Here is a 24,702-nt window from a genome sequence, read left to right as displayed (position 1 = left end):
ACTATATGCTGCCGTCGCAAGCTAAACCGAATTCAGGTGATTTATCAGCGAAATCTGAATTCGCTTACTCTCTAACATTTTTCGAGATTCACCCCTGAAACTCGATGAGGACCACAGGCGACAAACGCGCGACAGAAGGGCATGCCCATGAAGATTCTCCCCCGGTCGTTCATAGCGGTGACTGCGGTCACCACGCTGATGATGACTGCAGCGTGCGGCAGCAACGAGACTCCGACAAGCACGGTTTCCGGCAACTGGGACGACATTGTCGCTGCAGCCAATTCCGAAGGTTCCGTGCGCCTTTACTCGACCCAACATCCCGCGAATCTGGAGGCACTGCGGGTTGCGTTCACGGCGCAGTACCCGCAGATCACCTTGGAAGTGACGCGCGGCACCGATGTCGAGATGAACCCTCGAATCGAAACCGAGAATCGAACAGGCAAGGGCGTAGGCGACGTTCACATGTCGTCGGATCCGTCCTGGATCAAAAATGCTGCCGCCTCCGGCACCTTCTCCACCCCGATCGTCGGTCCAGCCTTCGACGATCCGGCATACGAGCGCGACCGAAGTGTGATCGACAACCAGTTCTTTCTGACCAGCGCGGCGATATTCGCGCTCGGCTGGAACACCGACGCTGTCCCACAGGGGCTTCGGTCACCGGACGACCTGCTGGACCCAGCGCTGAAGGGGAAAATTGGGGTCGTGAACCCCGGCGGATTCGCGGCCGTGGTCGACGAGTACCAGTTCTTCGAAAAAAATTGGGGCAACGGCGATTTCAATGAACGGCTGGCGGCCCTGAATCCTCGGATATACCCGAGTTCGCTGGGTATCGCGCAAGCATTGAGCTCTGGTGAGATTGCCGCAACCCCGATGGTGCAACCGCTGGTGAGGGAGATGGCGACAGGTGCCCCGGTGGATTGGGTACTGCCGGAGCCGGCTTGGGGAACGCCGTGGTATTCCTTGGTACTCGCGTCCGCGCCGCATCCGAATGCCGCGCAGGTACTGGCCAACTTCATGGTCACAGAAGCAGGGCAGAAGGCACTCTCGTACGGATACGGTAGTGCTCTGCCGGACATCTCGGGTTCGGTCGGACGTGCGCAGGATATCCCTCTACCGGACACCGCTGCGCTCACTCCCGAGCTGACCGGCAAGTTCCAAGAAGAATGGGAGCGGAGCTTTCAACGTTAGTGCTGCGATCTGGCCCGCCTCGGATCGAGGCGGGCCACCTCAGTGCTTTACTACTTCAGTACTTTTCACCCACATCAGCCTTCTCGACCAACGACTGCGGTGGTTCGAAATGACTGCCGTACTTCGACGCCAGATCTCGGGCGCGGTCGACGAAACCTGGCAGCCCGCCGTCGTACTGGTTGATGTACTGGATCACGCCGCCGGTCCAGGCTGGAAAGCCGATACCGTAGATCGAGCCGATGTTAGCGTCCGCGACCGACTCCAGCACGCCCTCGTCGAAGCAGCGCACGGTCTCGAGCGCTTCAGCGAACAGCATTCGTTCCTTCATGTCCTCGAACGGAATTTCCGTGGACCCGGACTTGAACGCTTCACGCAGACCTGGCCAGATGCCGACCCGCTTGCCGCTCTCGTCGTACGAGTAGAAACCGCCGCCGCCGGATCGCCCGGTGCGCTCGAGTTCACCGACCATCCGATCCATGACGGCGTTGGAACCGTGGAATGGAACAGTCTCGCCCGCAGCGAGCAGTGCCCGCTCGGTTTCCTTGCGGATCTTCTGAGGCAGTGTGAGTGTCAGTTCGTCCATGAGCTGCAGTGGCGGTGCCGGGTATCCGGCCTGTGCGCCTGCTTGCTCGATGAACGTGGGGTTCACACCCTCGCCGACGGCAGCCATCGCCTCGTCGAGGAACTTGCCGATGACGCGGGAGGTGAAGAAACCACGACTGTCATTGACCACGATGGGCGTCTTGCGGATCTGCTGGGTGTAGTCGATGACCTTGGCCAACACCGCATCCGACGTCTTGGCCCCCTTGATGATCTCGACCAGGGGCATCTTGTCCACTGGGGAGAAGAAGTGGATTCCGATGAAGTCTTCCGAGCGCGCAACTCCTTCGGCCAGGATGGTGATCGGCAGGGTGGAGGTGTTGGACCCTAGCACCGCGTCGGGTTCGACGATGTTCTCGATTTCTTGGAATACCTGGTGTTTTACTTCGACCGATTCGAATGCGGCTTCGATTACCAGGTCGACGCCCGCGAAATCGGCGGCGTAGGTGGTCGGTGTGATTCGGGCGAGGAGTTGTTCGGACTTCTCCGCCGTAGTGTTGCCGCGGGCGAGCGCTTTGGCCTCCAGCGCTACCGCGTACTGCTTGCCTTTCGCCGCAGCGTCGAGCGAGATGTCCTTGAGTACCACGTCGATTCCGGCTTTGGCGGAGACGTACGCGATTGCTGCACCCATCATTCCGGCTCCGATGACGCCCACCTTCTTTGCGGTGAACTTGTCGTAGCCGTCAGGCCTTGACGCTCCACCGTTGATCGCCTGCAGGTCGAAGAAGAAGGCGTTGATCATGTTCTGGGCCACTTGGCCGGTCACCAACGAGACGAAGTAGCGGGTCTCGATCTCGTCGGCAGTGTCGATGTCGACGTACGCGCCTTCGATCGCGGCAGCCATGATCGCGCGTGGCGCCGGCATCGGTGCACCCTTGAGTTGCTTACGGAGGAGACTCGGGATAACCGGTAGGACCTGGGCCATCTTCACGTCAGCCGGCCCGCCGCCGGGAATCTTGAATCCCTTGGTGTCCCAAGGCTGTACGGCATCAGTGTGGTTGTGAATCCAAGCCTTGGCCGCCGGTAGCAATTCCGCCACCGAACCGACGACCTGGTCGATCAGGCCCAACTCCAGCGCGCGCGTCGGGCTCAAACGCGGGCCCTGCAGCAGCACGTTTGCCAGCGCCCCCTGGATGCCGAGCAGCCGTACGACACGGGAGATTCCGCCGCCGCCGGGCAACAGACCCAGGGTGACCTCGGGTAAGCCGAGTTGGTTGCCCTTGACGTCGGCCGCGATGCGGTGGTGGGTGTGCAGCACGATTTCCATCCCGCCACCGAGCGCGGCGCCGTTGATGGCGGACACTACGGGCTTGCCCAGCACCTCGAGTCGCCGCAGCACCTTCTTGAGTTCGTTGAGGTGGGTGGTGACCTCGGTGGCAGACACCGGGTTCTTCGCCTGCGGTCCCCAAGCCTGCATGTCCCTGAGGTCACCACCGGCAAAGAATGTTCGCTTTGCCGAGGTGAGCACGACGCCGACGAAACTGTCCTTCTCGGCTTCGAGTCGGTCGACTGTCGCGGCCATTGACGACGTGTACAGGGCGTTCATCGTGTTGGCGCCCTGATTCGGGTCGTCCATCGTGAGCACGAGGACGCCATCGGTATCGAGCGCCCAGCCGATCATGTTGTCAGTCATTGATTCTGTATGTTCTTTCTCTTCAACAGAGGGAGGAGCGGACCGGGGTGCAAACTCAGACGCGTTCGATGACGGTGGCTATACCCATGCCGCCGCCGATGCACAGCGTGATCAGGCCGTAGCGTCCGCCGGTACGTTCGAGTTCGTCGAGCACGGTGCCGACCAGCATGGCTCCGGTAGCGCCGAGTGGGTGGCCCATCGCGATGGCCCCGCCGTTGACGTTGGTCTTCTCGTGCGGGATCTTCAGATCCTTCATCCACTTCATGACCACGGAGGCAAAGGCCTCGTTGAGTTCGAAGACGTCGATGTCGTCCACGGTCAGTCCGGCCCGCTTCAGAGCGAGTTCGGTGGCGGAAGTAGGTCCGGTCAGCATGATCGTCGGTTCACTACCGGTTTGGGCGGTGGCCACGACGCGGCCGCGCGGCGTCAGGCCGCCGCGCTTACCCGCGGCTTCGCTGCCGACGAGTACCAGTGCGGCACCGTCGACGATGCCCGAAGAGTTACCGCCGGTGTGGATGTGGTTGATCTTTTCTATGTTGACGTATTTCTGCAGCGCAACCTCGTCGAAACCGGTTGTAGCCGCGAGTTTTTCGAACGCCGGTGTGAGCTTGCCCAGACTCTCGACGGTGCTTCCCGGACGGCGATGCTCGTCGTGATCGAGCAGGACGACCCCGTTGAAGTCCCGCACCGGAACCACGGATCTGGAGAAATAGCCTGCATTCCAAGCATTTTCCGCACGCCCCTGTGACTGTGCGGCGTAACCGTCGATGTCCTCGCGGGTGAATCCTTCGACCGTGGCGATGAGGTCGGCGCCGATTCCCTGCGGGGCGATGTACAGATCATATGCGGTCGCCGGGTCGGTGAAGATGGCGCCGCCGTCGCTACCCATCGGGACGCGCGACATCGACTCGACGCCGCCGGCTATCACCAGGTCGTCCCAGCCGGACGCAACTTTCTGCGCCGCCAGGTTTGTGGCCTCGAGACCGGACGCACAGAAACGGTTGACCTGCGTGCCTGGCACCGAATCCGGCAACCCCGCGAGCAGGGCCGCGGTGCGCGCGATGACGGCACCCTGCTCGCCCACCGGGGAGACGACGCCGAGCACTACGTCGTCGATTTCTGCGGGATCCATTGCGGTAAAACGTGTTCCGAGCTCCTGAATCAGCCCGACTACAAGGTCGACGGGCTTGACACTGTTCAACGAGCCTTTTCGCAGTTTGCCTCTCGGCGTGCGAATGGCCTCGTAGATAAATGCTTGTTCACTCACAGGGATTCCTTTTGGTCATGATGGCTCAGCTATTTCGGCCGGACGAGAGGGAGGACCGCCTGCCAGAATGGCGGCGCGCGCCTGCGATAGAGATCGCGGAGGATATACGGCGTCCCCGGGTAGCGCGGGAAGACTGTGCGGCACCTGAGGTCGGCTTGGATGGAGCTGGAATCAGGAGAAGGACAGTTCGGGGGTGCGGGCGATCAGTAGGCGCCGCACCTTGCCCTCGCTGTCGAGCTGCGCAGTGGCGTTGAACGAAGCCTCGAACTCGCCGCCTCGAGTGGTGCGCCCGAGTGACAACTCGACACCGTCGACGAATGCCCCGGCGTCGATGTGGTGGACCAGAACACTTTTCTCGCGTTGCGCCAGGTAGGCAACGAGACCGTCGCGATCGCCGACGAACTCGGCAGACTGACCATCACCCTTCGAGAACTGAACGGACATCACGAAGTCTTTGCTGATCATCGTCAGCACGCGGTCCGGATCGTCGGAATCCATGTACTCGAACCACTGGATGAGCACTGGCGTCTGGTTGGTCTCGCTCATCAGCGAACTCCTTCGGCGGACGAATCGGGGGGAATCAAACTGAACTCAGCGTCGAAGGTCACCTGATAGCGATCGACGAGACCGGCGGAATCGACGTGCATGACACCGACGAAATAGCCCGTGGTCTTGGTCCCGTTTTCAGTCACCGACCCATGCAGGAAATGCAGATCTCCTTCGGCTGCAACGCGCAGGACCTTGTGTTTGCGATCCACCGGAGGGCGACCCGACAGGTAGTCGAGCATTGACGCACGACCACTCCCGTAGTTAGCCCCGGTGGGCAAGACCATGGCGAACTCCACGTTCTCGGCCAACAAGGCCACAGCATCTTCGAGTCGACCGCTGTCCACGGTCGCGTAATAAGTTTCGATCACTGTACTCATGACATGAACTTAGTTCGGTTCACCCCTTCTTGTCGAGGCCTTGACGCGCTAGTCTCGATCGATAACCAAACTGAACTCAAGTCAAGTGGAGTGATATGAAATCGTCTACTTCCCAGGTAGAGCCCCCCTGGCCACTCTCCGAGCCCGCTGCTCTCAATCCTGGCCCCGAACAGTCGGAGCTTCGTGATGCGATTCGAGCGCTGCTCGGGAAACACGGCGGCGCAGAACAGGCTCGGTCGGCTTCGCACACGGCCGAGGGATACTCGCCGGACCTCTGGCAGCAATTGATCGAGAATATGTCGGTCACTTCGCTCGCTGCGCCAGAAGATCGCGGCGGGCTGGGTTACGGCATGGTCGAACTCGGCATCATTCTCGAAGAGTGCGGTCGGAGCCTGGCCTGTGAGCCCGTGTTTTCCTCGGCGGTCCTGGGCGCCCAGGCACTATTGGCGGCCACGCATCCCGTCGACGAACTACTGGTCAACGTCCTCGAGGGATTCTCGGTGGCAAGCGTCAGTCCACTGACTGCCGCGACCGATCGACTCAGCGGTGTCGAAAGGGAATCCTCCTGGCTGCTCAGCGGTGAGGTCTCGGCCGTCGTAGGTGGTGCTGCTGCCGACATCGTCATCGTCTCCGCCGACACCGCCGCCGGACGGCAGATATTCGCAATTAAGACAGCCGGTCAGGCGCACTGGCGCGAGCGCGAAGTCGTCGACCCCACCCGCAGACAGGCCGACCTGACCGTAGCGGAAGTGCCGGCAGTTCCCGTGGTCGGTGCCGACGATTATGCCCGGGTCTGTACTCGGGTTCATGATTTACGGACGCTCGCAATCGCTTTCGAGAACACCGGAATCGTCGACGCCCTGCTCGAGATGACCGTCGAATACGTGAAAACCCGACATCAATTCGGGCGCCCGATCGGCTCGTTTCAAGCCGTCAAGCACCGACTGGCCGACGTGCTCGTGCTGCTCGAGCGCGCTCGATCGGCAAGCAAATATGCCGCAGCCGTATACGACGAGGCCCCGGACACTGCCCGATTGGCGATCGCGGTGGCCGGCGCCGTCTGCACCGACGCGGCCATCGACGCCGCGGCCGAGGCCGTGCAATTGCATGGCGGCGTCGGCTTCACGTGGGAACACCCGGCTCACTCCTATTTCCGGCGCGCATTGGGAAACGAAGCAATACAGGGAGATTCGCGCACTCATCGCGCACTAATCGCCGAACTGATCGGCGTTTGACTGTTCGAAAAGTCGTCGACGCCGCGTATTGACGCGGCGTCACCCGAAATGCATACTGAAGTGAATCCAGTTCAACTTAAGCTCCCACGAAAGGTTTATCATGATCGAGACCGACCACATCCTGTTGGAGAAAGACGGAGACATCGCACGGGTTTGGCTCAACCGCCCGCACAAGAAGAACGCGGTCACCGTTGAACTGTTGCACCGCCTCGACGAGATCATCGTCGAGGTCGACAACGATCCGAACCTCAAGGTTCTGGTGCTACGCGGCGTCAACAACACGTTCTGCTCAGGTTTCGACCTGGACGAACTGCTCTCCGACTTCATCGGCAGCACCACCGCGATGGACGTCGCCGTGCTCTCGGCCAAGGTCTGCGACCGCCTCTACTCGATGAACACACCCTCGATCGCAGTCCTCGAAGGCTACGTCACCGCAGGTGGTTTCGAACTGATGATCTCCTGCGACTTCGCGATCGCATCGGATGACGCCAAGATCGGCGACTTCCACATCCGTCGCGCACTCTTCGGTGGCGCCGGCCCGATCTACCGCCTTCCCCGCATGATCGGGGTTCGCAAGACCAAGGAGCTCATGCTCACCGGCAAGCTGCTCTCGGGCACCGAGGCCGCTGCATTCGACCTGATCAATGCTTCGGCACCGGCCGATCAGCTCGATCAGACCGTGGCAGACTTCGCCGCGACTCTGACCGACAAGAGCCCGTTCATGATGAAGCTCACCAAGATGTGCATCGACAAGGGCCTCGACGCCGACATCCAGTCGCTCATGGTCATGGAGCACTTGGCCGTCGGCAACGCACTGCAGTCGGAAGACGGCAAGGAAGGCGTCACCGCATTCCTCGAGAAGCGTGATCCGGTGTGGGTCGGCCGCTGATCTGATTCACCCCGAGACCTGAAGGGATAGGCATGGAAGAGAAGACAGCAATCGTGCTCGAAGGCAGCCGGTGCACGGTGTGCGCCACGGTGGCCTTTCCAGCTGGCGTCATGTGCAGCAAGTGCGCAACGCCGACGGCGACACCTCTCGAGTTGAGTACCCGAGGTGTGCTGTGGGCGTATACGATTCAACGTTTCCCTCCGAAATCGCCGCCGTATGTACCGCCCGCCGGAGGGTTCACTCCCTTCGCAGTCGGTTACATCGAGCTCCCTGAAGGAATCAAGGTCGAGGCAATCATCGACAGCGAAGACTTCGACGGACTGGATCAGGCACCGGTGACGTTGGTCGCCACCACACCGGTGCCCCGGTTCGCCGTCGATCGCGACACCGAACTGGGAGCAATCAAGTGACGCAGCCCGTTTCGATCGTCGGAGCCGGACTTTCGAAGTTCGGGCGGCAACCGGGAGTGAGTGGGCGTGCCATGGCCGTCACCGCGATCGGCGCCGCGCTCGATGATGCCGGACTTTCATGGCCCGACGTCCAGGTCGCCTTCGGCGGCAGTGACGGATCCGGGCTGGCTGACACCCTTGTAGCCGAACTCGGCTTCACCGGAATACCTTTCACCAACGTCAAGAACGGTTGTGCAACCGGCGGTAGCGCACTCTTCTCGGCGGTCAACGCAGTGCGGTCGGGTGCAGCCGAGATCGCACTGGCGGTCGGCTTCGACAAGCACCCGCGCGGGGCATTCGATCCCCGACCGGAAGAATGGGGCCTGCCGGAGGGTTACGGCGAGGCCGGTCTGATGGTCACCACACAATTCTTCGGAGCCAAGATCTCGCGCTACATGCGCCAGCACAACATCTCGGCCGACACCCTGGCCCGGGTGGCCGAGAAGGCTTATCGCAACGGCGTTCTCAATCCGAATGCCTGGCGTCGGGAGGCAATGTCCGCCGAGACCATCGCAGCAGCCGACATGGTCAATGACCCGCTCACCCGCTACATGTTCTGCTCACCCGGAGAAGGTGCCGCCGCGATCGTGGTCGCCAGCGAGAGCGCAACCAAAGCACTCGCTGCGCGAGCGGTCACACTTCGTGCAATCACCCATCGCACCCGAAGATTCGGCTCCTTCGAGGTTTTCAGCCCGGCCGTGCAAGGTAGCGGTGAACCGACCAGTGTCAGTGCGGACGCCGCCCGGGCCGCTTTCGAGCAGGCAGGCATCTCCCCCGGCGAAGTCGACGTGGCTCAATTGCAGGACACCGAGAGCGGCGCCGAAATCATGCACATGGCCGAATGCGGTTTCTGTGAGCCCGGCGAACAGGAATCGATGATTGCGACCGGCGAGACGGAGATCGGAGGCCGTATTCCGATCAACACCGACGGTGGATGCATCGCCAACGGTGAGCCGATCGGCGCATCGGGCCTTCGCCAGGTGCACGAGATAGTCACCCAGCTTCGTGGTGAGGCGGGTGCCCGTCAGGTTCCCGGTACTCCCCGAATCGGGTTCACCCACGTGTACGGCGCACCGGGCATCAGTGCCTGCACCGTATTGTCCGTTTGAGTTTGCGAAGACGACTGAGGGCAGATCAGTGACACCACAAACGATTCCAGGTATCGACGCGTTCACCGAGGAAGCCATCGCTTGGTTGCGTGGCGTCGCCGCACCTCGCACCGAATCGGTGTGGGGCGTTGGTTCGGATTCGGTGGCGGTATTCGAGAATTGGACCGCAGAGCAAGAGCGCGCGCACACCGACGAAATCTCACGCTACGAGCAGGCGAAGTTCGATGCCGGCTGGGGAGCATTGAGTTGGCCACCCGAACGCGGCGGCCGCAGCCTGCCGCTGTCATACGTGCTGGCTTTCCGCCGGGCCGAGGAATCGTTCGACGTGCCTCGGCGAACCGAGATGTTCTCGGTGACACAGCAATTGATCGCGCCGACCATCGAGCAGTGGGGCACCGACGAGCAGAAGGAACGCTACGTACGAGCAATGCTTCGCACGGACATCATTGCCTGCCAATTGTTCTCCGAGACGGAGGCCGGATCGGACCTGGCTGCCGTCCGCACCAAGGCGGTACGCAGCGAAACCGGCACATGGACCCTTGACGGGCACAAAGTATGGACCTCCGGCGCGCTGGTGGCGGACTACGGAGTTGCCGTATGCCGTACCGACGCCACCGTCGCGAAACACGCCGGGCTCACCATGTTCCTGGTCCCGATGAACGCTCCCGGCGTGACCATACGCCCGATCCGGCAGATGACCGGCGGCAGCTCGTTCAACGAGGTGTACCTCGACGGCGTCGAACTCGAAGACACGTATCGACTCGGTCCGGTCGGCAAGGGTTGGCAGGTTGCTCTCACCGTACTGGCGGCCGAACGTCTAGATGGCGGAAATCTCGGTCTGGCCAACGCAGATCAAGCAATTGCACTCGCGCAGAACCTCGGACGCGAACTGACCGAGGTCGAGAAGGACAAGGTGGCCGACCTGGTCACCAGGAGCTATCTACAGCGCGTGAGCACTATGCGGGTGGCCGGAGCGATGCTTGCCGGCAACGAACCGGGTCCTGAAGCATCACTCGGAAAGTTGTTGGCCACCGACACCATGGCCAGGACTTCCGAAGTTGCCCGTTTGCTGCTCGGCCGTGAACTTACCGCCGATTCCGGTCGATGGGGAACATTCGCTTGGTCCGAACACGCACTCGGCGCCCCCGGATACCGAATTGCCGGCGGCACCGACGAGATTCAGCACAACATCATCTCCGAGCGCGTACTCGGTCTACCAAGGGAGCCGCGATCGTGACCAGTTCGTCTCTGCAAGAACGGGTCGCCGCCAAACTGCTCGCGGACTGCGGTGCGACGTTAACCGACTTCCAGCCGCTACTCGGTGGACACTCCGGACTGACGTACCGCGCCGCCACCTCGACCGGTGACGTGGTGATCAAAGCGGTGCCCGAAGGCCAACGATCCATCGGCAGGCACGACATGCTGCGACAGGCGCATATTCTGCAGGCGCTGGCCGGCACCGAAGTTCCGGTGCCGCGCGTAGTTGTCGTCGACGAGATCGAGCCCGCGTGGTTTGCCATGGAATTTGTTGCTGGCGAGTCACTCGAGCCCGTGCTCGACGACCCGGCCGTCGATCCGGTGCTCGCCGCCAATCGGATGCGTCGTGCCGCTGCAGTTCTACCGCGACTGCATGAGGTGGACCTGGCCACCATTGCCGGGCTCGCAGATCCACTGACACCAGCAGACGAGCTCGAGCGCTGGGCTAAGACGCTGGGCGCAGTGCCACCGGAATTGGTTGTCGGCGCCGATCAACTGTTGGAACTGTTGCGCTCCGACATTCCCGAACCTATCGAACCCACACTGGTGCACGGTGATTACCGTCTCGGCAACATCATCTCCGACGGACTGGAGCCAGTTGCACTCATCGACTGGGAAATCTGGTCTGCCGGAGATCCACGAGTCGAATTGGGCTGGTTCCTGGTATTCGCCGACGGTTCGAACTTCCCCGGTGTCGGTCGGGAAGTCACCGGACTGCCGAGCGCCGAAGAGTTGGTCGCGCTGTACATCGGAGCGGGTCCCGCACTCCCCGAACTCAACTGGTTCGACGCACTCGGCCGGTTGAAGATGGCGGCGATCATGGGCCACAACCTGCGTCGGCACCGCGAGGGACGCCACCATGATCCGGATCAGGAGAAGCTGCCCGACACCATCAGCCGGTTGATCGAGACCGGTACCGCTCTTCTGCGTCCCTAGGTCTTCCAGGCCGCTGGTCTTTTGCTTCGCTGATAATCACCTAAGGAGACCTACCGTGGATTTCGCTTATTCCCCGCGGACCGAGGAACTGCTCGGCAAGCTCGAATCTTTCATGGCCGATTACGTCTATCCGGCGGAATCGGTGTACGACGCCCAGGTCGCTGCCAACGACAACCCGCACGAACAGCCCCAGATCATGCGCGATCTGCAGGCGAAGGCACGCGAATTGGGTCTGTGGAATCTGTTCATGACGCACGACGGACTCGGCGCAGGGCTGACTAATCTCGAATACGCTCCGCTGGCTGAGATCGTCGGCCGCTCCATCATCGGCAACGAGGCGATCAACTGCTCGGCTCCCGATACCGGAAACATGGAGATCCTCGCCATGTTCGGCACCGACGAACAGAAGGCGCAGTGGTTGAAGCCGTTGCTGGACTGCAGTATTCGTTCAGCTTTTGCGATGACCGAACCGGCTGTGGCAAGTTCGGATGCGACAAACATTCGATCGACTATCCAACGTGACGGTGACGAATTCGTGCTTAACGGCCGTAAGTGGTACACCTCCGGCATCCTCGATCCTGACTGCAAGCTCATGATCTTCATGGGCAAGTCGGATCCCGAAGGGCCGACTTACCGGCAGCAGAGCATGATCCTGGTACCGGCCGACGCGCCCGGCGTCGAGGTCATTCGGGATCTGCCGATGTTCGGCTTCCAAGACCGACTCGGCCACGGCGAAGTTCAATTCACCGATGTTCGAGTACCGGCTGCAAACATGCTCGGCTCTGAGGGCGACGGATTCGCCATCGCACAGGGACGCCTGGGCCCCGGCCGGATGCACTACGCGATGCGCGCAGTCGGTATGGCAGAACGGGCACTGGACATGATGTGTAAGCGCGCGCTCGAAAGGGAAGCGTTCGGAGGCCCCCTTGCCGACCGCGGCGTAGTGCGTGAATGGATTGCCCGCAGTCGCATCGAGATCGACCAAATCAGGTTGCTCGTACTCAAATCGGCTTGGTTGATGGATACTCAGGGCAACGCGTCTGCGCGCTCGGAGGTGGCCGCCATCAAGGTGGCAGCGATGGAAGTTGCGCACAAGGTTGTCGACCGCGCGGTGCAGACTTATGGCGCCGCCGGAGTCAGCAACGACACGATCCTGGCTCGGCTGTATGCGATTACCCGCGCCCTGCAGATTGCAGACGGGCCCAGTGAGGTCCATCTGCGTACCATTGCCCGCCTCGAGGTGAAGAAGCACAAATGAGTACACCAGAATTGACCGGTAAGGTCGCGCTCGTGACCGGCGCGAGCCGCGGTTTGGGACTGGCCATCGCGCGTGGACTCCGGGACGCGGGCGCGACCGTGATCGTGTCCAGCCGAAAGCTCGAGTCCTGCCGCAAAGCGGTGGCGTCGCTCGGTGACACCGGTCCGGGAACCGCTCACCCGTTCGCCCTGCACGTCGGGCACTGGGACAGTATCGAGCCCGCGGTCGAGAAGATCATTGCCGAATACGGCAGCCTCGACATCGTTGTCAACAATGCCGGCATCGCACCGCTGGCCGACAACTTGCTCGCCGCCTCGGAAGGACTGTGGGACAAAACCATCGAGGTCAACGTCAAGGGACCTTTCCGGCTGATGGCCGTCGCGGGAGACCGGATGCGGGCGGCCGGGGGCGGCTCGATCATCAACATCTCCAGTATCGGTGCGGAGCGCCCGAGCCCACCGGAAGCGATGTACGCCGCGGCCAAGAACGGCCTCAATGCGCTCACCCGGGCGTTTGCTCAGGAGTACGCACCGACGGTGCGAGTCAACTGTGTGATGCCGGGTGGTTTCGCTACCGACATGGCCGAGAACTGGGACGACGAGTTCATCGGAAAGATCGTGGACCGTCTGCCTGCCGGGCGACTGGGCCGGCCGGAGGAGATCGCCGGTCTGGTAACGCACCTGGCCTCCGATGCTGCGGGTTACACGACCGGCGCGCTCATCCCGGTCGACGGTGGCCGAACCGCCGTGTACTGATGCCGCGATGTCCTGATTTCGACAGGGAAGCCATGACAGACAACGGATTCGAAGGTGAACAGATGCTGACCGAGATGTTCGGACTGGCCGGGCGGGTAGCGATCGTGACGGGCGCGTCGTCTGGTCTCGGGATGGGATTTGCGCGCACACTGGCCAGCGCCGGGGCCACGGTCTACGCCGCGGCCCGCCGGCTCGACCGCCTGCAGGACTTGGCAGCCGAGGTACCGGGAATCGTTCCGGTTCGTTGCGACATCACTGACGACGCCGATCGGCGCGCCCTGATCGACGGGTGTTACGAGCAATCCGGACGGCTCGACGTACTCGTCAACAATGCCGGCATTCCCGGACCTCCGAACGCCGAGGACGAAACCATCGCGGGATTCAATTCGGTACTCGAGCTCAATCTGGTATCCGGCTTTCACCTGGCTACCTACGCCGCGACCCGACTACCGGAGAACGAACGCGCGTCGTACATCAACATCTCCTCGGTGATCGGGCTTGTGTCCACCGCCCCGATCGGTGGCGCGAGCTACGCCGCCTCCAAGGCCGGAGCACTCGGGCTGACCCGGGAATTGGCCGGCCAGTGGGGACGCAGGGGGATCCGCGTGAACTCCGTCGTGCCTGGGTGGTTCGATACGGAGATGACCGACGGACTGTTCAGCAACGATAGATCGGCGGGGTGGGTACGTAAGAACACCATGCTCGGCCGCGGCGGGGTTGAAGGTGAGATAAACGGCGCAGTGCTGTTTCTGGCCTCGGACGCCTCCTCGTACATGACCGGCCAGGCACTGGTCGTCGACGGTGGTTGGACGGCGCGCTGATGTTGGCAGTCCAGCTGACGGCGTGGGGTCAGCCTCCGCAGGTGCGTGAGGTCCCCGTACCCGAGCCCGCTGAGGGGCAACTGTTGATCAAAGTCGGCGCCGCTGGTCTGTGCCGCTCGGATCTGCACGTCATGGATTCGCCCGCCGGACGTTTCGATTACCCGTTGCCGCTCACACTCGGCCATGAGGTTGCCGGTACCGTCGTCGGTGCGGGACCGCTGGCCGATCACGCGTGGATCGGTGAAAATGTTGTCATTCATGGTGTTTGGCCATGTGGCCGGTGCCGCAATTGCCGGCGCGAGCGCGAGAACTATTGCTTGGAGAAAGTCCCGCGTGGGGACGGCCGACTCAGCCCGATCGGAAACGGGTTGGGCCATCCGGGCGGGCTGGCGGAATACCTGCTGGTGCCCTCGGAAGCTGTTCTCGTTCCCGTCGGTTCGCTGAGCCCCCAGCAGGCCGCTCCGCTCGCCGACGCCGGCCTGACCGCATATCATGCGATCCGGACCAACAGCGACCTCATCGACTCGGACACTGTGGCTTTGGTGATAGGAATCGGCGGTCTCGGCCATCTGGCGGTGCAGATCCTGCGCTCTTTCGGCGTCACAGACATCATCGCCGTCGAGACAAGAACCCAGACACACGCTCTCGCGCTCGAATCGGGAGCACACGCGTGTTTTGCGACGCTCGCGGAAGCGACAGAGGCTGTGGCGAGCCTCGGCGGTGCCGACGTGGTCTTCGACTTTGTCGGGGCTCAGGCGACGGTCGAACCCGCTCCGGCGCTTCTCGCTCCCGGTGGCCGGGTCGTCGTCGTGGGAAGTGCAGGCGGGCAACTGACCGTCGGCAAAAGCCTTGGTTTGGCCAACGGCTGGCAGGTTCGGGCGCCGTTCTGGGGCACGATCGAGGACCTGCGTCAGGTGGTCGAACTCGCCGGTGCAGGAAAGCTGCATGCCGAGGTGACCATGTTCCCGTTCGAGAGCGCACTGGAGGCATACGATCGGCTGCGTTCAGGCGATCTGTCCGGCCGCGCCGTTCTGGTTCCCACAACCCCTTCATCGCTGTAACCATCCAACACACAATCGAACTCGAAGACGGAAGAGAGACGCCGCAGTGAAGTTGCTGGCACAGGAGATGCTCGCCCGGGCGAAAGGAAACCCGGCCGAGATTGCGGTGATCGACGAGTTAGGTTCTCACACAATCGGTTCGATCGTCGAGGCGGCTCGCTCGCTGGCCGATACCATCGCTTCGCTCGACGGCGGGGCACCCACTGCGCTCATTCAGGCAGATAACACGTGGCAGACGGTGGCGACCGCCCTCGCGATCGGACTTCGCGGCGGCGTAGTGGCGGTCTTCAGTCCACACGCCACCGAATCCGAGTTCGAGATGGCGATCGACGACATCAACCCGGATCTCGTGGTGGCCGATGCCGACGCACTGACCCGCTGGGGCATCGAGCACGACCAGTTTGCCGGTTCCGTAGCCGCTTTCGGAACGCGAGTGCTCAGGTCTAGGCAAGGGGCTTTCGCCTCGGTTCAGCGCTGGCGCGGCGGTACCGCGATCGCGATGACCTCCGGTTCGACCGGTCGCCCGAAATGTGTCGTCCAGTCCGAGGAAGCAATCCGCTACGCCTGCCGGAGCACCATCGATACCGTCGGATTGCAACAGGGTGAGGCGGTCGGCGCTTTTGTGCCGCTGTCATCCGTCGCAGCTTTCTGTTTCGGGATGTATCTACCTGCTTTCCTTGGCGGACAGATGGTTTCGATCGCCAAGTGGTCGCCCGCTGTAGCGCTGGAGGCGATGGCACAGCATCGGGTCGCCTGGACGATGTTGGTGCCGACCATGGCCCTACAGCTCTCGGTTACCGAAGGTGCGGACGGCAAGCTCTCGGCGATGCGCGCCCTGACGGTTGGTGGCGGTCCGATGAACGAGCGCACACTCAGGAACGCCGAAACCGTCCTGGGTACCACCTTCCTTCGAGTATTCGGCATGTCCGAATGCCTGGGCCACACGACCCCGCGTCTGGATGATCCGCCGGCAATCAGGCTGGGGCGGGACGGCCGCCCGTTCCCTGGCACCGTCGTTCGCGCGGTCGACGCCGCCGGGGCATTGCTCACTGCAGGTGAGATCGGGGATGCTCAGGTGAAGGGACCGTCGCTGTTCGTCGGTTATGCGCGCGGCGGTGCTCCGGTACTGCCCGAGCTCACCGCGGACGGCTTCCTGCCGACGGGCGATCTGGTCGAAGTCGGCGAAGACGGGTCTATCTGCGTCATGGGACGCCAGAAACAAATCATCATCCGCGGCGGCCGCAATATCGACATCAACGAAATGGAATCGGCGATCGCGTCGTTGCCCGCAGTGGTTCAGGTTTGCGTGGTGCCGGTGCCGGACGACCTCCTCGGCGAGCGGGCGGCGGCCCTCGTCGTCACCGGTGGTCAACCGCTGACGCTGGCGGAGGCGACCACGCAGCTTGCCGCGAGGGGCTTTCCAAAGTTCAAGTGGCCGGAGTTTCTCTTCTCCGTCGAAGATCTTCCGCAGAACCGAGTCGGCAAGCTTTCCAGGACCGATGCGGTCGCGCTCGCCTCAGGCCTGGCATCTGAAATTGACACGAGTTCATCTCAAAAAGGGGTAAGGTCGAACTAATCATCCACGCACCTCCGGGGGAGCCATATGACAGCAGGGACCGCGTTGCGCCGGGAGAGTCCGCGCTCCAAGCGCACTCTCATTCTTGCCACAGCGATCGACCAGTTCGGCAAGTTGGGTTACGAGCACACCAAATGGGCATCGATCGCCGACGAGGTCGGTATCGGACAGACAGCGCTCTATCACTATTTCGAATCGAAAGCACATTGCCTGCTGACAATCATGCGGCTGGAATTGGCCGATTCGTTGGAGCGAGTCACTGTTGCAACCGAGGGTGACTCGGATCCAGCAAAGGCACTCAGGGCGGCGATCGTCGTATCACTCAAGGCTTCACCTAGAGATGCTCTGCAGCGCCGCATTCTTCAGAGTCACATGGATCTTCTTGCCGCGGAACGACAGTCGGAAAAAGAAGAGTCCGAACGGCTGAAGTCTCGTGAACTCGTGCAAGAGATCGAAGAAAAGTGGACCGCGCTGATCGCGAGTGGAATCAAGGAAGGCGTCTTCGCTGATTCCGATCCTCGCTTGATGGGCCGCCTCGTCTTGGCCCTCGTGATCAGTGTTTGGCGCTGGTACCGACCGGACGGCCAACTCAGCCTGACGGAGATAGCCGATCGAGTGACCGATGCGGCTCTACGGATGGTGCGCGCTTAGGTCGCTCCGAGCGCGGCGAGTAGACGTTCGGCCTGCCTATCGAAACTAAAGTGAATTCAATTAGGAGTTGAAATGTACAACCTCGTTCTCGTAGCGTCCCGACCCACCGACTGGACCCATGAGCAGTTCATCACTTGGTGGCGCGGCGAACACGCGGAGGTCACCTATCCCATTCCCGGCCTGCTGCGATGGCAGCACACCGAATTGCTCGAAGCTTTCGGCAGCAAGTCGGAGGGGTGGGATGGCTTGTCCGTCTTGAGTTTCGAATCACGGGAGGCACTCGAAGCCGCGCTGGCGAGTCCGCAGTGGCAGGCCGCCGTTGATCACGTCGGCACCATGGGTGGCCGCCGGATGATGTGGTACGGCGACGAAAAGACTATGGTGCCGCTAGCCGACAGCGGAAAATGACCGATTATTGGGATCGGCCCGGTTGCTATCGCGTCGCCGACGGCGTTTTCCGGATCCCATTGCAGATGCCGCAGGACGGCCTACGCGCAATCAACGTCTACGCGCTCGAGACCACGGAAGGACTGGCGCTGGTCGACGGCGGTTGGCATCGCAACAGCACGCACGCCGAACTGTCCGACGCCCTGGCGCTGATCGGTCGTAACCCGGCGGAGATTCACGACATCTATGTCACGCATGTCCACCGTGACCACTACACGTTTGCCGTTGAGCTGCGTCGACGACATGGTTCTCAAATCCACCTCGGCGCAGCCGAATCTCCCGGGATCGCCGCAATCTCCAAGCTGGGCAACAATGTTCCGGAGAGCTCAATTCTTCAGCTGCACCGATCCGGCGCAGCGACAATCGCCGAGCAGGTCTATCGAGATTCGGTCGATGAACCCTTCGAGCCCTCGGACTGGGAGGCTCCCGATCACTGGCTCTCCCCCGGCGCTCTCGACATTCCGGGCCATCGCTTGTCCGCGGTACACACTCCCGGACACACCAAGGGGCACATGGTTTTTCATGACCTCGAACGCGGCGTATCTTTCACCGGAGACCACGTGTTGCCGACCATCACACCGTCGATCGGATTCGAACTCGGCGATTGGGAGCTGCCACTCGGAGCGTACCTCCGCTCGCTGGAGATGATGCTCGACGACCGGGACCGGATCATGATGCCCGCTCACGGCGGCACAGGTGCGAGTCTGCACACGCGATGCCGGGAGTTGTTGGCACACCACGATCATCGTCTAGGTCAGACTGCCTCTGCGGTAGCCGAATTGGGCGAGGTCACCGGGCTGCAAGTATCCGAGGTGTTGACCTGGACTCGGCGCGAACGCAGCTTCGATTCTCTCGATACGTTCAATCAGATGGTGGCCACCTGCGAGACGCTTGCCCACCTCGACGTGCTCGTCGACCGTGGGCAGTTGTCCGTGCAAAACAGGAATGGGGTGGATCTCTTCACTTCGAACTGAAGAGATCCACCCCGTTTACCGATCCCCTCAGGCGCAGGTCCAACCGCCGTCGACATAGAGTTCGGTACCGGTGACGAACGTCGAGTCATCGCCGGCCAGGAAAGCCACAGCGGCAGCAACTTCTGTAGCCGTGCCGAGTCGCCCCATCGGCGTATTCGCAATCATCGCCTGGTGCCGCTCACTACCCTCGTAACGCTGCAGCAGTTGCTGGGTCTCGATAAATCCCGGATGCACCGAATTCACGCGTACACCTTTTGCAGCCCAATGCAATGCGGCGTTCTTTGTCATCGTGCGGACCGCACCCTTGGCGGCCGCGTAGGCGAAGCTGTTACCCAATCCCCCGACCGTGCCGAGGATCGAACAGATGTTGACGATCGACCCGCCGCCGGTGCTTTCCATGTAGGCCCCGGCATGTTTCATGCCGAGCCAGGTTCCGGTCTGACTGACCTCGATGACTTTGTTGTACCGATCGAGGTCTTCGTCGACAACGGAAGCCAGACTACCGATCGCGCCGTTGTTCACCACGGCGTCGAGTCGGGAATACCGCTCGGCGACAGCCTCTATGACGCTCTGCCATTGCTCTTCGCGAGCGATGTCGAGGGAGAGCGCCTGATGACTGTCGGGCTGATCCTGCTTCGCGACCAGGTCGGCGCACGCGTCACCACTGACGTCGGTGACGATCACCGAAGCGCCTTCGGCCGCGAGTCGGCCGACGATATCGACGCCGATACCGCCTGTGGCTCCGGTTACCAGTACTACCTTCTCTCGCAAACGCGTATTGTCTATCGACATCGTTTCAGCTTCTCTTTCTGTCACAGCTTGCTCAGGACGTTACGCCCGCCGACAAGCATGGCGATGGCAACGCCGATCGTGGTCACCGCGGTCATCAGCAACGCCATGGCGGCCACCATCGGATACGAACCGTTCTGCCACATGTCGAACAGCAGCGTTCCCATCACCTGAGTCGTGGAAGCGCGCACCAGGAGCGACGCGGCGAACTCGTGCGTGAGGAGAATGAACATCAACGCGACAGCACTGAGAATCGTCGGACGCATGAGCGGCAACATGATTCGCAGCGTCGTGACGAAGGGGGACGCACCGCTGGTGGCCGAGGCCTCGTTGTAGGTGTTTCCGAGCGCAAGCATGGCTGTCATCTGCATTCGTGTGGCGAACGGCAACATCAGAACGATGTAGACCAGGATGATGACCGTGCGGGTGCCGTACAGGATGAACGGCGGTTCGGTGTACGTCAGTAGGAAGCCGACGCCGAAGATCACCGCGGGGATGCCGAGCGGCAAGGCGGTCATCAGATCGGCCAGCAGGGCCAGGATCTTGAAGCGGCGCCCGCGGACCAGGAGGTTGGCCAGCGCGTATCCGATCGGAATACAGATGATCACTGCTCCCAGTGAGGTAAGTACGCTGGTGACAACGGATTCGGTGATCGCACTAGTCGACCAGAGCTCCCGGAAGTTGTCCAGGGTCAGTAGACCCCACGACAGCGATCCGGACCAGTACGGCGTCAGCGAGACGATGATCAGCCCGATCAGCGGAATGACCAGTGCGAACATCGAGAAAATCACCACGGTGGCCGTCGCCCAGGTAGCCCGGCCGGTGGACGAGGCAAATGCCTTGCCGCCATGCGTGACAAACCGAGTCTGGTTGCCCAGCAGCACCTTCTGTACCAGGACGAGCACCAAACCGAAGATCACCAGTGGTGAACCGGCAGCTGCCGCGGCCGCGAAATCCGAAGGGGACTCGGACACTCGGCGGTACATCTCCGTGGTCAGGACCTTGACGCCCGAATTCTGGCCGAGCAGTAGCGGACCGGTGAATTGTCCCAGACCGAGCAGCAATGCGATTCCGCCGCCGTAGATGAGTGAAGGCCGCAGCAACGGCAGCACGATCTTGAAGAAGATTCCGACCGTTGACGATCCGCTCACCTGAGCGGCTTCGAGATGTTCCGAGCTGATGTTCTGCATGCCGGAGCTGACGAACAAGTAGACGAACGACGTGAGGCCGAAACCGGTGAGGATCACGATCCACGGGATGGTGTACACGTCGATGGGTCCGGTGTCGGTCCCGCTCCACCAGGGGAGCTTGCGCAAGAGCACGTTGAGGTAGCCGGGACCGGGCGAGAGCAGGAATGCCCAGCCGACGATGTTCGCGACGGCGGGCATGACGATCGGAAGAATGGGGACGATGCGAAGCCATCCCAGTTTGTCCGGGAGTCGGCTGGCGGCGAATGCCAGGACGGTACCGAGGACCATCGCGATCACCAGTGAGCCGAGTGCCAGGGCGATCGTCGTCCAGATCGCCTCGGCCACATCGTAGCGGCCGTACTGCGTTCGGTAACCCGCGCCGCCGTCCTCGAACGCCAGCATCTGCAGTCGAATCATCGGCAGCACTACGAGATACGCAAGAACGGCGATCAGAATCGCGTAGCCGATGCGGGCTTGCCACTGCCGTGAAATAGAGAACGACTTGACGGATCCGGTTGCGGTTGCGGTTGCGGTTGCGGTGGCCATCAGGATCGGTCTCCTACACCCGGTGCGACCAGCTCGGGAACGGCCACCGCAGTGGCGTCCGGATCGGCGTATACCCGCAGACTGGACGGAGAGAAGCTGATCACCATCGAGGTACCTGGATCACTGGCGCGCAGTGTGGCACTGTGTTCGGCAGCACTGGCACGTAATGCCAGTTGTTCGGTACCGGTCTTGACCAATACGTCGAAGTGGCGTCCGGCGTACTCGTATGTCACCAGTTCGGCGTGCAGTGCAACGTTTCCGGTCGGAACATCGTCCGCCGAGGCATGCATCTGCACGTCGTCCGGGCGGAACCGCGCCACCGCGACGTTTCCTTCGTCAGCGCGATCGCGCACGCTGGCGTTGCTGAGATCGATGATGTCGTTGGCGCTGGTGATCCAGCCGTCGTGGCCGCGGCGCAGTTCCAGTCGATTACCCATGCCGATGAAGGCGGCGACGTACTCTGACACCGGATTCTCGAACACGTGTTCCGGCGCGTCGTACTGTTCGATCTTGCCGGACTTCATGATTGCGATCCGATCCGCAAGAGCGAAGGCCTCGGCCTGATCGTGCGTGACGAAAACCGCGGTGAAACCAAGGCTTTGATGCAGCTGATGGATCTGGGAGCGCACCTGGTCACGAAGACGTGCGTCCAAGTTACTCAAGGGTTCGTCGAACAAGACCAGATCCGGTTGCGCAACGAGGCCACGGGCCACGGCAACTCGCTGTTGTTGCCCACCACTGAGCTGCGATGGGTACCGATCGAGCAGCGCGCCGCAATCGACCATATCGGCGGCCTTCTCCACTGCACCCGCGGCGATGGCCTGTTTGAGCTTGCGGACCTTGAGCGGGTATCGGATATTGTCTCGGACTGTCATGTGCGGCCAGAGCGCATATGACTGGAACACCATGCCGATGTTCCGCTTGTGTGCGGGGACATCGGTTTTGGTGGAGGCGTCGAATACCTGCCTACCGCCGAACGAGATCGAGCCGCCCTGAGGTGTTTCCAATCCCGCCAGGCACCGCAGCGTTGTGGTCTTGCCGCAACCACTCGGACCGAGCAGGACAAGGAACTCGCCCTGCTCGATTTCGAGATCGAGTTGATCGACCACCACGTTCGATCCGTAGGTCTTCGTGAGACCTGAAACTGCGAATTGTGATGCCATTTCTATACTTTCTCGTTCGAGATTTTGGGGGTACGAACACCGGCGGCCTGGCCACCGTCCACGAGGATGTCGGTTCCGGTTACGTAGCTGCTGTCGTCAGTGGCCAGGAAACGAATGACCCTCGCGACCTCGCTCGGCGCGCCACGGCGTTGCATCGGAATGCTGCGCACATACGCTTCGACGTCGTCGTTGGCGAAGTCCGATACCGACGTAATTTCGGTTTCGATGCTGCCGGGGCAGACGGAATTGACGCGGATACCGCGGTCAGCAAGCTCGAGTGCGGCCACTTTGGTCAGGGCTCGAACCCCGAATTTCGCTGCGCCGTATGCACCCAACTCGGCGGTCGCGAGTACTCCACGCAATGATGCGAGATTGATGACGCACCCACCATCTGCCATTGACGCGGCTGCGGCCTTCAGCCCCAGGAATGTGCCGACAAGATTCAGGTCGAGCATCCGACGAAACTGGTCGAGTGATGTATTTGCCAGAGTCGCCTTCATCGCAGCTCCGGCACTGTTGACCAGCACCGTCATATCGTGGCCGGCCGCCGCCATCGCCACAGTGGCGTCGGCCCAGTCAGTCTCGCTCGTCACGTCGAGATGGCGGTAATACGCGTTCGCGCCCAATGTTGCAGTGAATGCGCGGCCGGCGTCGTCGTTGACATCGGTAAGGTAAACGGTTGCGCCGTGCGCAGCGAACAGTTCGGCGCTGGCCCCGCCAATACCGCCGGATGCTCCCGTAACGAGAATGTTCGTCCCCCGCATCGAATCCGTGAGGTGGTTCAAGGTCAGCCTTCCACTTGTTGATTGGCGCTTACGTTCTGCGGAGCCATGTTTCGGTGTTACTGGAAGAGTCTTTGCCACTGCTGGGAGTACTGCTCGACCTTTTCCGGTGTCAAGTCTTCGGGATTGGGCAAAGCGATGTCCTGAGCCCGGGCGACAGCCCCAGGGATATTCGGGAGTGCGGCAGCGTATCCGTCGTTGAGGGCGGTCTGACCTGCGTCAGTTACCAGGAAGTTGGCCAATACCTGGGCGGCGTTCGGATGCGGCGCCGTGTTCAAAACGTGGGAGTACCAAGGGGTTCCCCACGGCTGTTGCGGCAGCACCCAGTTGACAGGCGCGCCTGAGTTCACTTCGGTCACCAGCGGCTGCACCGAGGGGCTGACGACGATCTCGCCGGACGTCAGGGCCTGGGCCACGCCGAGCGCGCTCGGGTAGATGCGGGGTTGCAGCTCCGCAAGCTTGTTCCAGTAGTCCTCCCCGTATGTGTTCGCGAAGTGCCGATACATGTCGACGTACGAAGCGATCCCCACCGGGTTGACGATGCCGATCTTCCCGCGATACGCCGGGTTGAGGATGTCCTGCGGTGTCTTCAGGCCGTTCGGTACCGCATCGGTATTCCAGCCGAGCGCAAAGACGGCCGCGCTGGTGAGGAAGAACCGATTGTCGAGCACGCTAGCCGCTGGATCGAATTCGGGGGCTTCGAGTGCAGGCCCTAACAATTCGGCGGAATAGGTACCAGACTTGGCAGCGTTCTGGATCCATGCCGAGTCGGTGAGCATGTGGACGTCGGCGGTACCCTTGCCGATCTTGTGTTCGGTCTCGACCCGGGGATTGATATCCGGATCGGTACCGCGAACGTATTCCAATTCGATTTGCGGGTACTCAGCGTGGAATGCGACCTTGAGCGCATCGAGGTTGGCCGGCTTCTGGCTCGAATAGAGCATCACCTTGCCCTCTTGGTTCGCTGCAGCGACCACATCTTCCCAGCTGCCGTCGACCGCAGCGGACGCGGGTTCACTACTGCTACATCCCGAGATGCCGACGATGGCTGCGGCGGCGCTCAGCGCCACCAGGGTGCGGACGAATGACTTCATGACTTCCTTTCGGGCATGCCGTCGGACGTCGACGGATCGACATGTCGTTGGCAGTCCAGTGAGAGATGTTCTCGCGTCGGGAGTTCCGACGCTGACCCTGTGCGGT

The 24,702-nt window shown here is 61.8% G+C and carries 24 protein-coding genes; 15 read left to right on the top strand and 9 right to left on the bottom strand.

The genetic code is table 11. The features are described from left to right. Positions 1-147 precede the first annotated feature (147 nt). A complete protein-coding gene (locus tag P3G66_RS09400) occupies positions 148-1,188 on the top strand; it encodes an extracellular solute-binding protein (RefSeq protein WP_276116449.1) in 1,041 nt (346 codons plus the stop codon). Between the two features lie 55 nt (positions 1,189-1,243). On the opposite strand, the gene P3G66_RS09395 is transcribed toward P3G66_RS09400, so the two are convergent. The 4 genes from P3G66_RS09395 to P3G66_RS09380 form a co-directional block, all read right to left on the bottom strand. Continuing rightward, positions 1,244-3,421 carry a 3-hydroxyacyl-CoA dehydrogenase NAD-binding domain-containing protein gene (locus tag P3G66_RS09395; RefSeq protein ID WP_276116448.1) on the bottom strand — a complete coding sequence of 726 codons (2,178 nt, stop codon included), beginning with the start codon at positions 3,419-3,421 and terminating at the stop codon, positions 1,244-1,246. 55 nt (positions 3,422-3,476) lie between these two features. Then, a complete protein-coding gene (locus P3G66_RS09390; RefSeq protein ID WP_276116447.1) occupies positions 3,477-4,688 on the bottom strand; it encodes an acetyl-CoA C-acetyltransferase in 1,212 nt (403 codons plus the stop codon). 171 nt (positions 4,689-4,859) lie between these two features. Then, positions 4,860-5,234, bottom strand: coding sequence for a hypothetical protein (locus P3G66_RS09385; RefSeq protein ID WP_276116446.1), 375 nt, complete (start codon positions 5,232-5,234; stop codon positions 4,860-4,862). Further along, the gene (locus P3G66_RS09380) at positions 5,234-5,614 is read right to left on the bottom strand and encodes a nuclear transport factor 2 family protein (RefSeq protein WP_276116445.1); all 381 of its coding nucleotides are present in this window, start codon (positions 5,612-5,614) and stop codon (positions 5,234-5,236) included. Before P3G66_RS09380 ends, P3G66_RS09385 begins: the two co-directional genes overlap by 1 nt. A gap of 95 nt (positions 5,615-5,709) precedes the next feature. Between P3G66_RS09380 and P3G66_RS09375 the strand changes: the two genes are divergently transcribed. The 14 genes from P3G66_RS09375 to P3G66_RS09310 all read left to right on the top strand — a co-directional run bounded on the left by P3G66_RS09375 (position 5,710) and on the right by P3G66_RS09310 (position 19,032). Next, complete coding sequence (locus P3G66_RS09375) at positions 5,710-6,849, top strand: acyl-CoA dehydrogenase family protein (protein ID WP_276116444.1); 1,140 nt, start codon at positions 5,710-5,712, stop codon at positions 6,847-6,849. 100 nt (positions 6,850-6,949) lie between these two features. Next, positions 6,950-7,738 carry an enoyl-CoA hydratase/isomerase family protein gene (locus tag P3G66_RS09370; protein WP_031331690.1) on the top strand — a complete coding sequence of 263 codons (789 nt, stop codon included), beginning with the start codon at positions 6,950-6,952 and terminating at the stop codon, positions 7,736-7,738. 32 nt (positions 7,739-7,770) lie between these two features. Further along, complete coding sequence (locus tag P3G66_RS09365) at positions 7,771-8,148, top strand: OB-fold domain-containing protein (RefSeq protein WP_276116443.1); 378 nt, start codon at positions 7,771-7,773, stop codon at positions 8,146-8,148. Further along, the gene (locus tag P3G66_RS09360; protein ID WP_276116442.1) at positions 8,145-9,296 is read left to right on the top strand and encodes a thiolase family protein; all 1,152 of its coding nucleotides are present in this window, start codon (positions 8,145-8,147) and stop codon (positions 9,294-9,296) included. The genes P3G66_RS09365 and P3G66_RS09360 overlap by 4 nt, the downstream gene beginning before the upstream one ends. 28 nt (positions 9,297-9,324) lie before the next feature. Continuing rightward, positions 9,325-10,533: an acyl-CoA dehydrogenase family protein gene (locus P3G66_RS09355; protein ID WP_276116441.1), complete on the top strand. Its 1,209-nt coding sequence runs from the start codon at positions 9,325-9,327 to the stop codon at positions 10,531-10,533. Further along, entirely contained in the window at positions 10,527-11,489 is a 963-nt protein-coding gene (locus P3G66_RS09350; RefSeq protein WP_276116600.1) for a phosphotransferase family protein, read from the top strand. Before P3G66_RS09355 ends, P3G66_RS09350 begins: the two co-directional genes overlap by 7 nt. A gap of 55 nt (positions 11,490-11,544) precedes the next feature. Further along, entirely contained in the window at positions 11,545-12,747 is a 1,203-nt protein-coding gene (locus tag P3G66_RS09345) for an acyl-CoA dehydrogenase family protein (protein WP_276116440.1), read from the top strand. Further along, the gene (locus P3G66_RS09340; protein WP_276116439.1) at positions 12,744-13,502 is read left to right on the top strand and encodes a glucose 1-dehydrogenase; all 759 of its coding nucleotides are present in this window, start codon (positions 12,744-12,746) and stop codon (positions 13,500-13,502) included. The genes P3G66_RS09345 and P3G66_RS09340 overlap by 4 nt, the downstream gene beginning before the upstream one ends. Before the next feature lie 32 nt (positions 13,503-13,534). Further along, positions 13,535-14,323, top strand: coding sequence for an SDR family oxidoreductase (locus tag P3G66_RS09335; protein ID WP_276116438.1), 789 nt, complete (start codon positions 13,535-13,537; stop codon positions 14,321-14,323). Continuing rightward, positions 14,323-15,384, top strand: a complete 1,062-nt coding sequence (locus P3G66_RS09330; protein WP_276116437.1) for an NAD(P)-dependent alcohol dehydrogenase — start codon at positions 14,323-14,325, stop codon at positions 15,382-15,384. The genes P3G66_RS09335 and P3G66_RS09330 overlap by 1 nt, the downstream gene beginning before the upstream one ends. Positions 15,385-15,430: 46 nt before the next feature. Continuing rightward, complete coding sequence (locus P3G66_RS09325; protein WP_276116436.1) at positions 15,431-16,960, top strand: class I adenylate-forming enzyme family protein; 1,530 nt, start codon at positions 15,431-15,433, stop codon at positions 16,958-16,960. A gap of 27 nt (positions 16,961-16,987) precedes the next feature. After that, positions 16,988-17,611 carry a TetR/AcrR family transcriptional regulator gene (locus P3G66_RS09320; RefSeq protein WP_276116434.1) on the top strand — a complete coding sequence of 208 codons (624 nt, stop codon included), beginning with the start codon at positions 16,988-16,990 and terminating at the stop codon, positions 17,609-17,611. A gap of 72 nt (positions 17,612-17,683) precedes the next feature. Then, positions 17,684-18,019 (top strand): EthD family reductase, encoded by a 336-nt coding sequence (locus tag P3G66_RS09315; protein WP_276116433.1) that lies wholly within the window; start codon positions 17,684-17,686, stop codon positions 18,017-18,019. Further along, complete coding sequence (locus P3G66_RS09310; RefSeq protein WP_276116432.1) at positions 18,016-19,032, top strand: MBL fold metallo-hydrolase; 1,017 nt, start codon at positions 18,016-18,018, stop codon at positions 19,030-19,032. Before P3G66_RS09315 ends, P3G66_RS09310 begins: the two co-directional genes overlap by 4 nt. Positions 19,033-19,059: 27 nt before the next feature. Here P3G66_RS09310 and P3G66_RS09305 read toward each other — a convergent pair whose 3' ends face one another. The 5 genes from P3G66_RS09305 to P3G66_RS09285 form a co-directional block, all read right to left on the bottom strand. Then, complete coding sequence (locus P3G66_RS09305) at positions 19,060-19,824, bottom strand: SDR family oxidoreductase (protein ID WP_276116431.1); 765 nt, start codon at positions 19,822-19,824, stop codon at positions 19,060-19,062. 20 nt (positions 19,825-19,844) lie between these two features. Then, positions 19,845-21,557: an iron ABC transporter permease gene (locus tag P3G66_RS09300; protein ID WP_276116430.1), complete on the bottom strand. Its 1,713-nt coding sequence runs from the start codon at positions 21,555-21,557 to the stop codon at positions 19,845-19,847. After that, entirely contained in the window at positions 21,557-22,720 is a 1,164-nt protein-coding gene (locus P3G66_RS09295; protein WP_276116429.1) for an ABC transporter ATP-binding protein, read from the bottom strand. The genes P3G66_RS09300 and P3G66_RS09295 overlap by 1 nt, the downstream gene beginning before the upstream one ends. A gap of 2 nt (positions 22,721-22,722) precedes the next feature. Then, positions 22,723-23,484: an SDR family oxidoreductase gene (locus P3G66_RS09290; RefSeq protein ID WP_276116428.1), complete on the bottom strand. Its 762-nt coding sequence runs from the start codon at positions 23,482-23,484 to the stop codon at positions 22,723-22,725. Positions 23,485-23,561: 77 nt separating this feature from the next. Beyond that, positions 23,562-24,596, bottom strand: coding sequence for a substrate-binding domain-containing protein (locus P3G66_RS09285; RefSeq protein WP_276116427.1), 1,035 nt, complete (start codon positions 24,594-24,596; stop codon positions 23,562-23,564). Between the last annotated feature and the right edge of the window lie 106 nt (positions 24,597-24,702).

The sequence above is a fragment of the Rhodococcus sp. C3V genome, from assembly GCF_029269915.1.
Taxonomy (GTDB): domain Bacteria; phylum Actinomycetota; class Actinomycetes; order Mycobacteriales; family Mycobacteriaceae; genus Rhodococcus_F; species Rhodococcus_F qingshengii.
Note: the sequence above shows the minus strand (reverse complement) of the source record. Positions and strands in the feature narration are given on the sequence as shown.

Excerpts from the sequence above, each read along its gene's own strand:
- P3G66_RS09315 (WP_276116433.1), top strand. The coding sequence starts at position 17,684 with ATGTACAACCTCGTTCTCGTAGCGTCCCGACCCACCGACTGGACCCAT.
- P3G66_RS09335 (WP_276116438.1), top strand. The coding sequence starts at position 13,535 with ATGACAGACAACGGATTCGAAGGTGAACAGATGCTGACCGAGATGTTC.
- P3G66_RS09290 (WP_276116428.1), bottom strand. The coding sequence starts at position 23,484 with ATGCGGGGGACGAACATTCTCGTTACGGGAGCATCCGGCGGTATTGGC.
- P3G66_RS09340 (WP_276116439.1), top strand. The coding sequence starts at position 12,744 with ATGAGTACACCAGAATTGACCGGTAAGGTCGCGCTCGTGACCGGCGCG.
- P3G66_RS09320 (WP_276116434.1), top strand. The coding sequence starts at position 16,988 with ATGACAGCAGGGACCGCGTTGCGCCGGGAGAGTCCGCGCTCCAAGCGC.
- P3G66_RS09285 (WP_276116427.1), bottom strand. The coding sequence starts at position 24,596 with ATGAAGTCATTCGTCCGCACCCTGGTGGCGCTGAGCGCCGCCGCAGCC.
- P3G66_RS09305 (WP_276116431.1), bottom strand. The coding sequence starts at position 19,824 with ATGTCGATAGACAATACGCGTTTGCGAGAGAAGGTAGTACTGGTAACC.
- P3G66_RS09385 (WP_276116446.1), bottom strand. The coding sequence starts at position 5,234 with ATGAGCGAGACCAACCAGACGCCAGTGCTCATCCAGTGGTTCGAGTAC.
- P3G66_RS09365 (WP_276116443.1), top strand. The coding sequence starts at position 7,771 with ATGGAAGAGAAGACAGCAATCGTGCTCGAAGGCAGCCGGTGCACGGTG.
- P3G66_RS09310 (WP_276116432.1), top strand. The coding sequence starts at position 18,016 with ATGACCGATTATTGGGATCGGCCCGGTTGCTATCGCGTCGCCGACGGC.
- P3G66_RS09295 (WP_276116429.1), bottom strand. The coding sequence starts at position 22,720 with ATGGCATCACAATTCGCAGTTTCAGGTCTCACGAAGACCTACGGATCG.
- P3G66_RS09375 (WP_276116444.1), top strand. The coding sequence starts at position 5,710 with ATGAAATCGTCTACTTCCCAGGTAGAGCCCCCCTGGCCACTCTCCGAG.
- P3G66_RS09400 (WP_276116449.1), top strand. The coding sequence starts at position 148 with ATGAAGATTCTCCCCCGGTCGTTCATAGCGGTGACTGCGGTCACCACG.
- P3G66_RS09330 (WP_276116437.1), top strand. The coding sequence starts at position 14,323 with ATGTTGGCAGTCCAGCTGACGGCGTGGGGTCAGCCTCCGCAGGTGCGT.
- P3G66_RS09395 (WP_276116448.1), bottom strand. The coding sequence starts at position 3,421 with ATGACTGACAACATGATCGGCTGGGCGCTCGATACCGATGGCGTCCTC.
- P3G66_RS09370 (WP_031331690.1), top strand. The coding sequence starts at position 6,950 with ATGATCGAGACCGACCACATCCTGTTGGAGAAAGACGGAGACATCGCA.
- P3G66_RS09300 (WP_276116430.1), bottom strand. The coding sequence starts at position 21,557 with ATGGCCACCGCAACCGCAACCGCAACCGCAACCGGATCCGTCAAGTCG.
- P3G66_RS09380 (WP_276116445.1), bottom strand. The coding sequence starts at position 5,614 with ATGAGTACAGTGATCGAAACTTATTACGCGACCGTGGACAGCGGTCGA.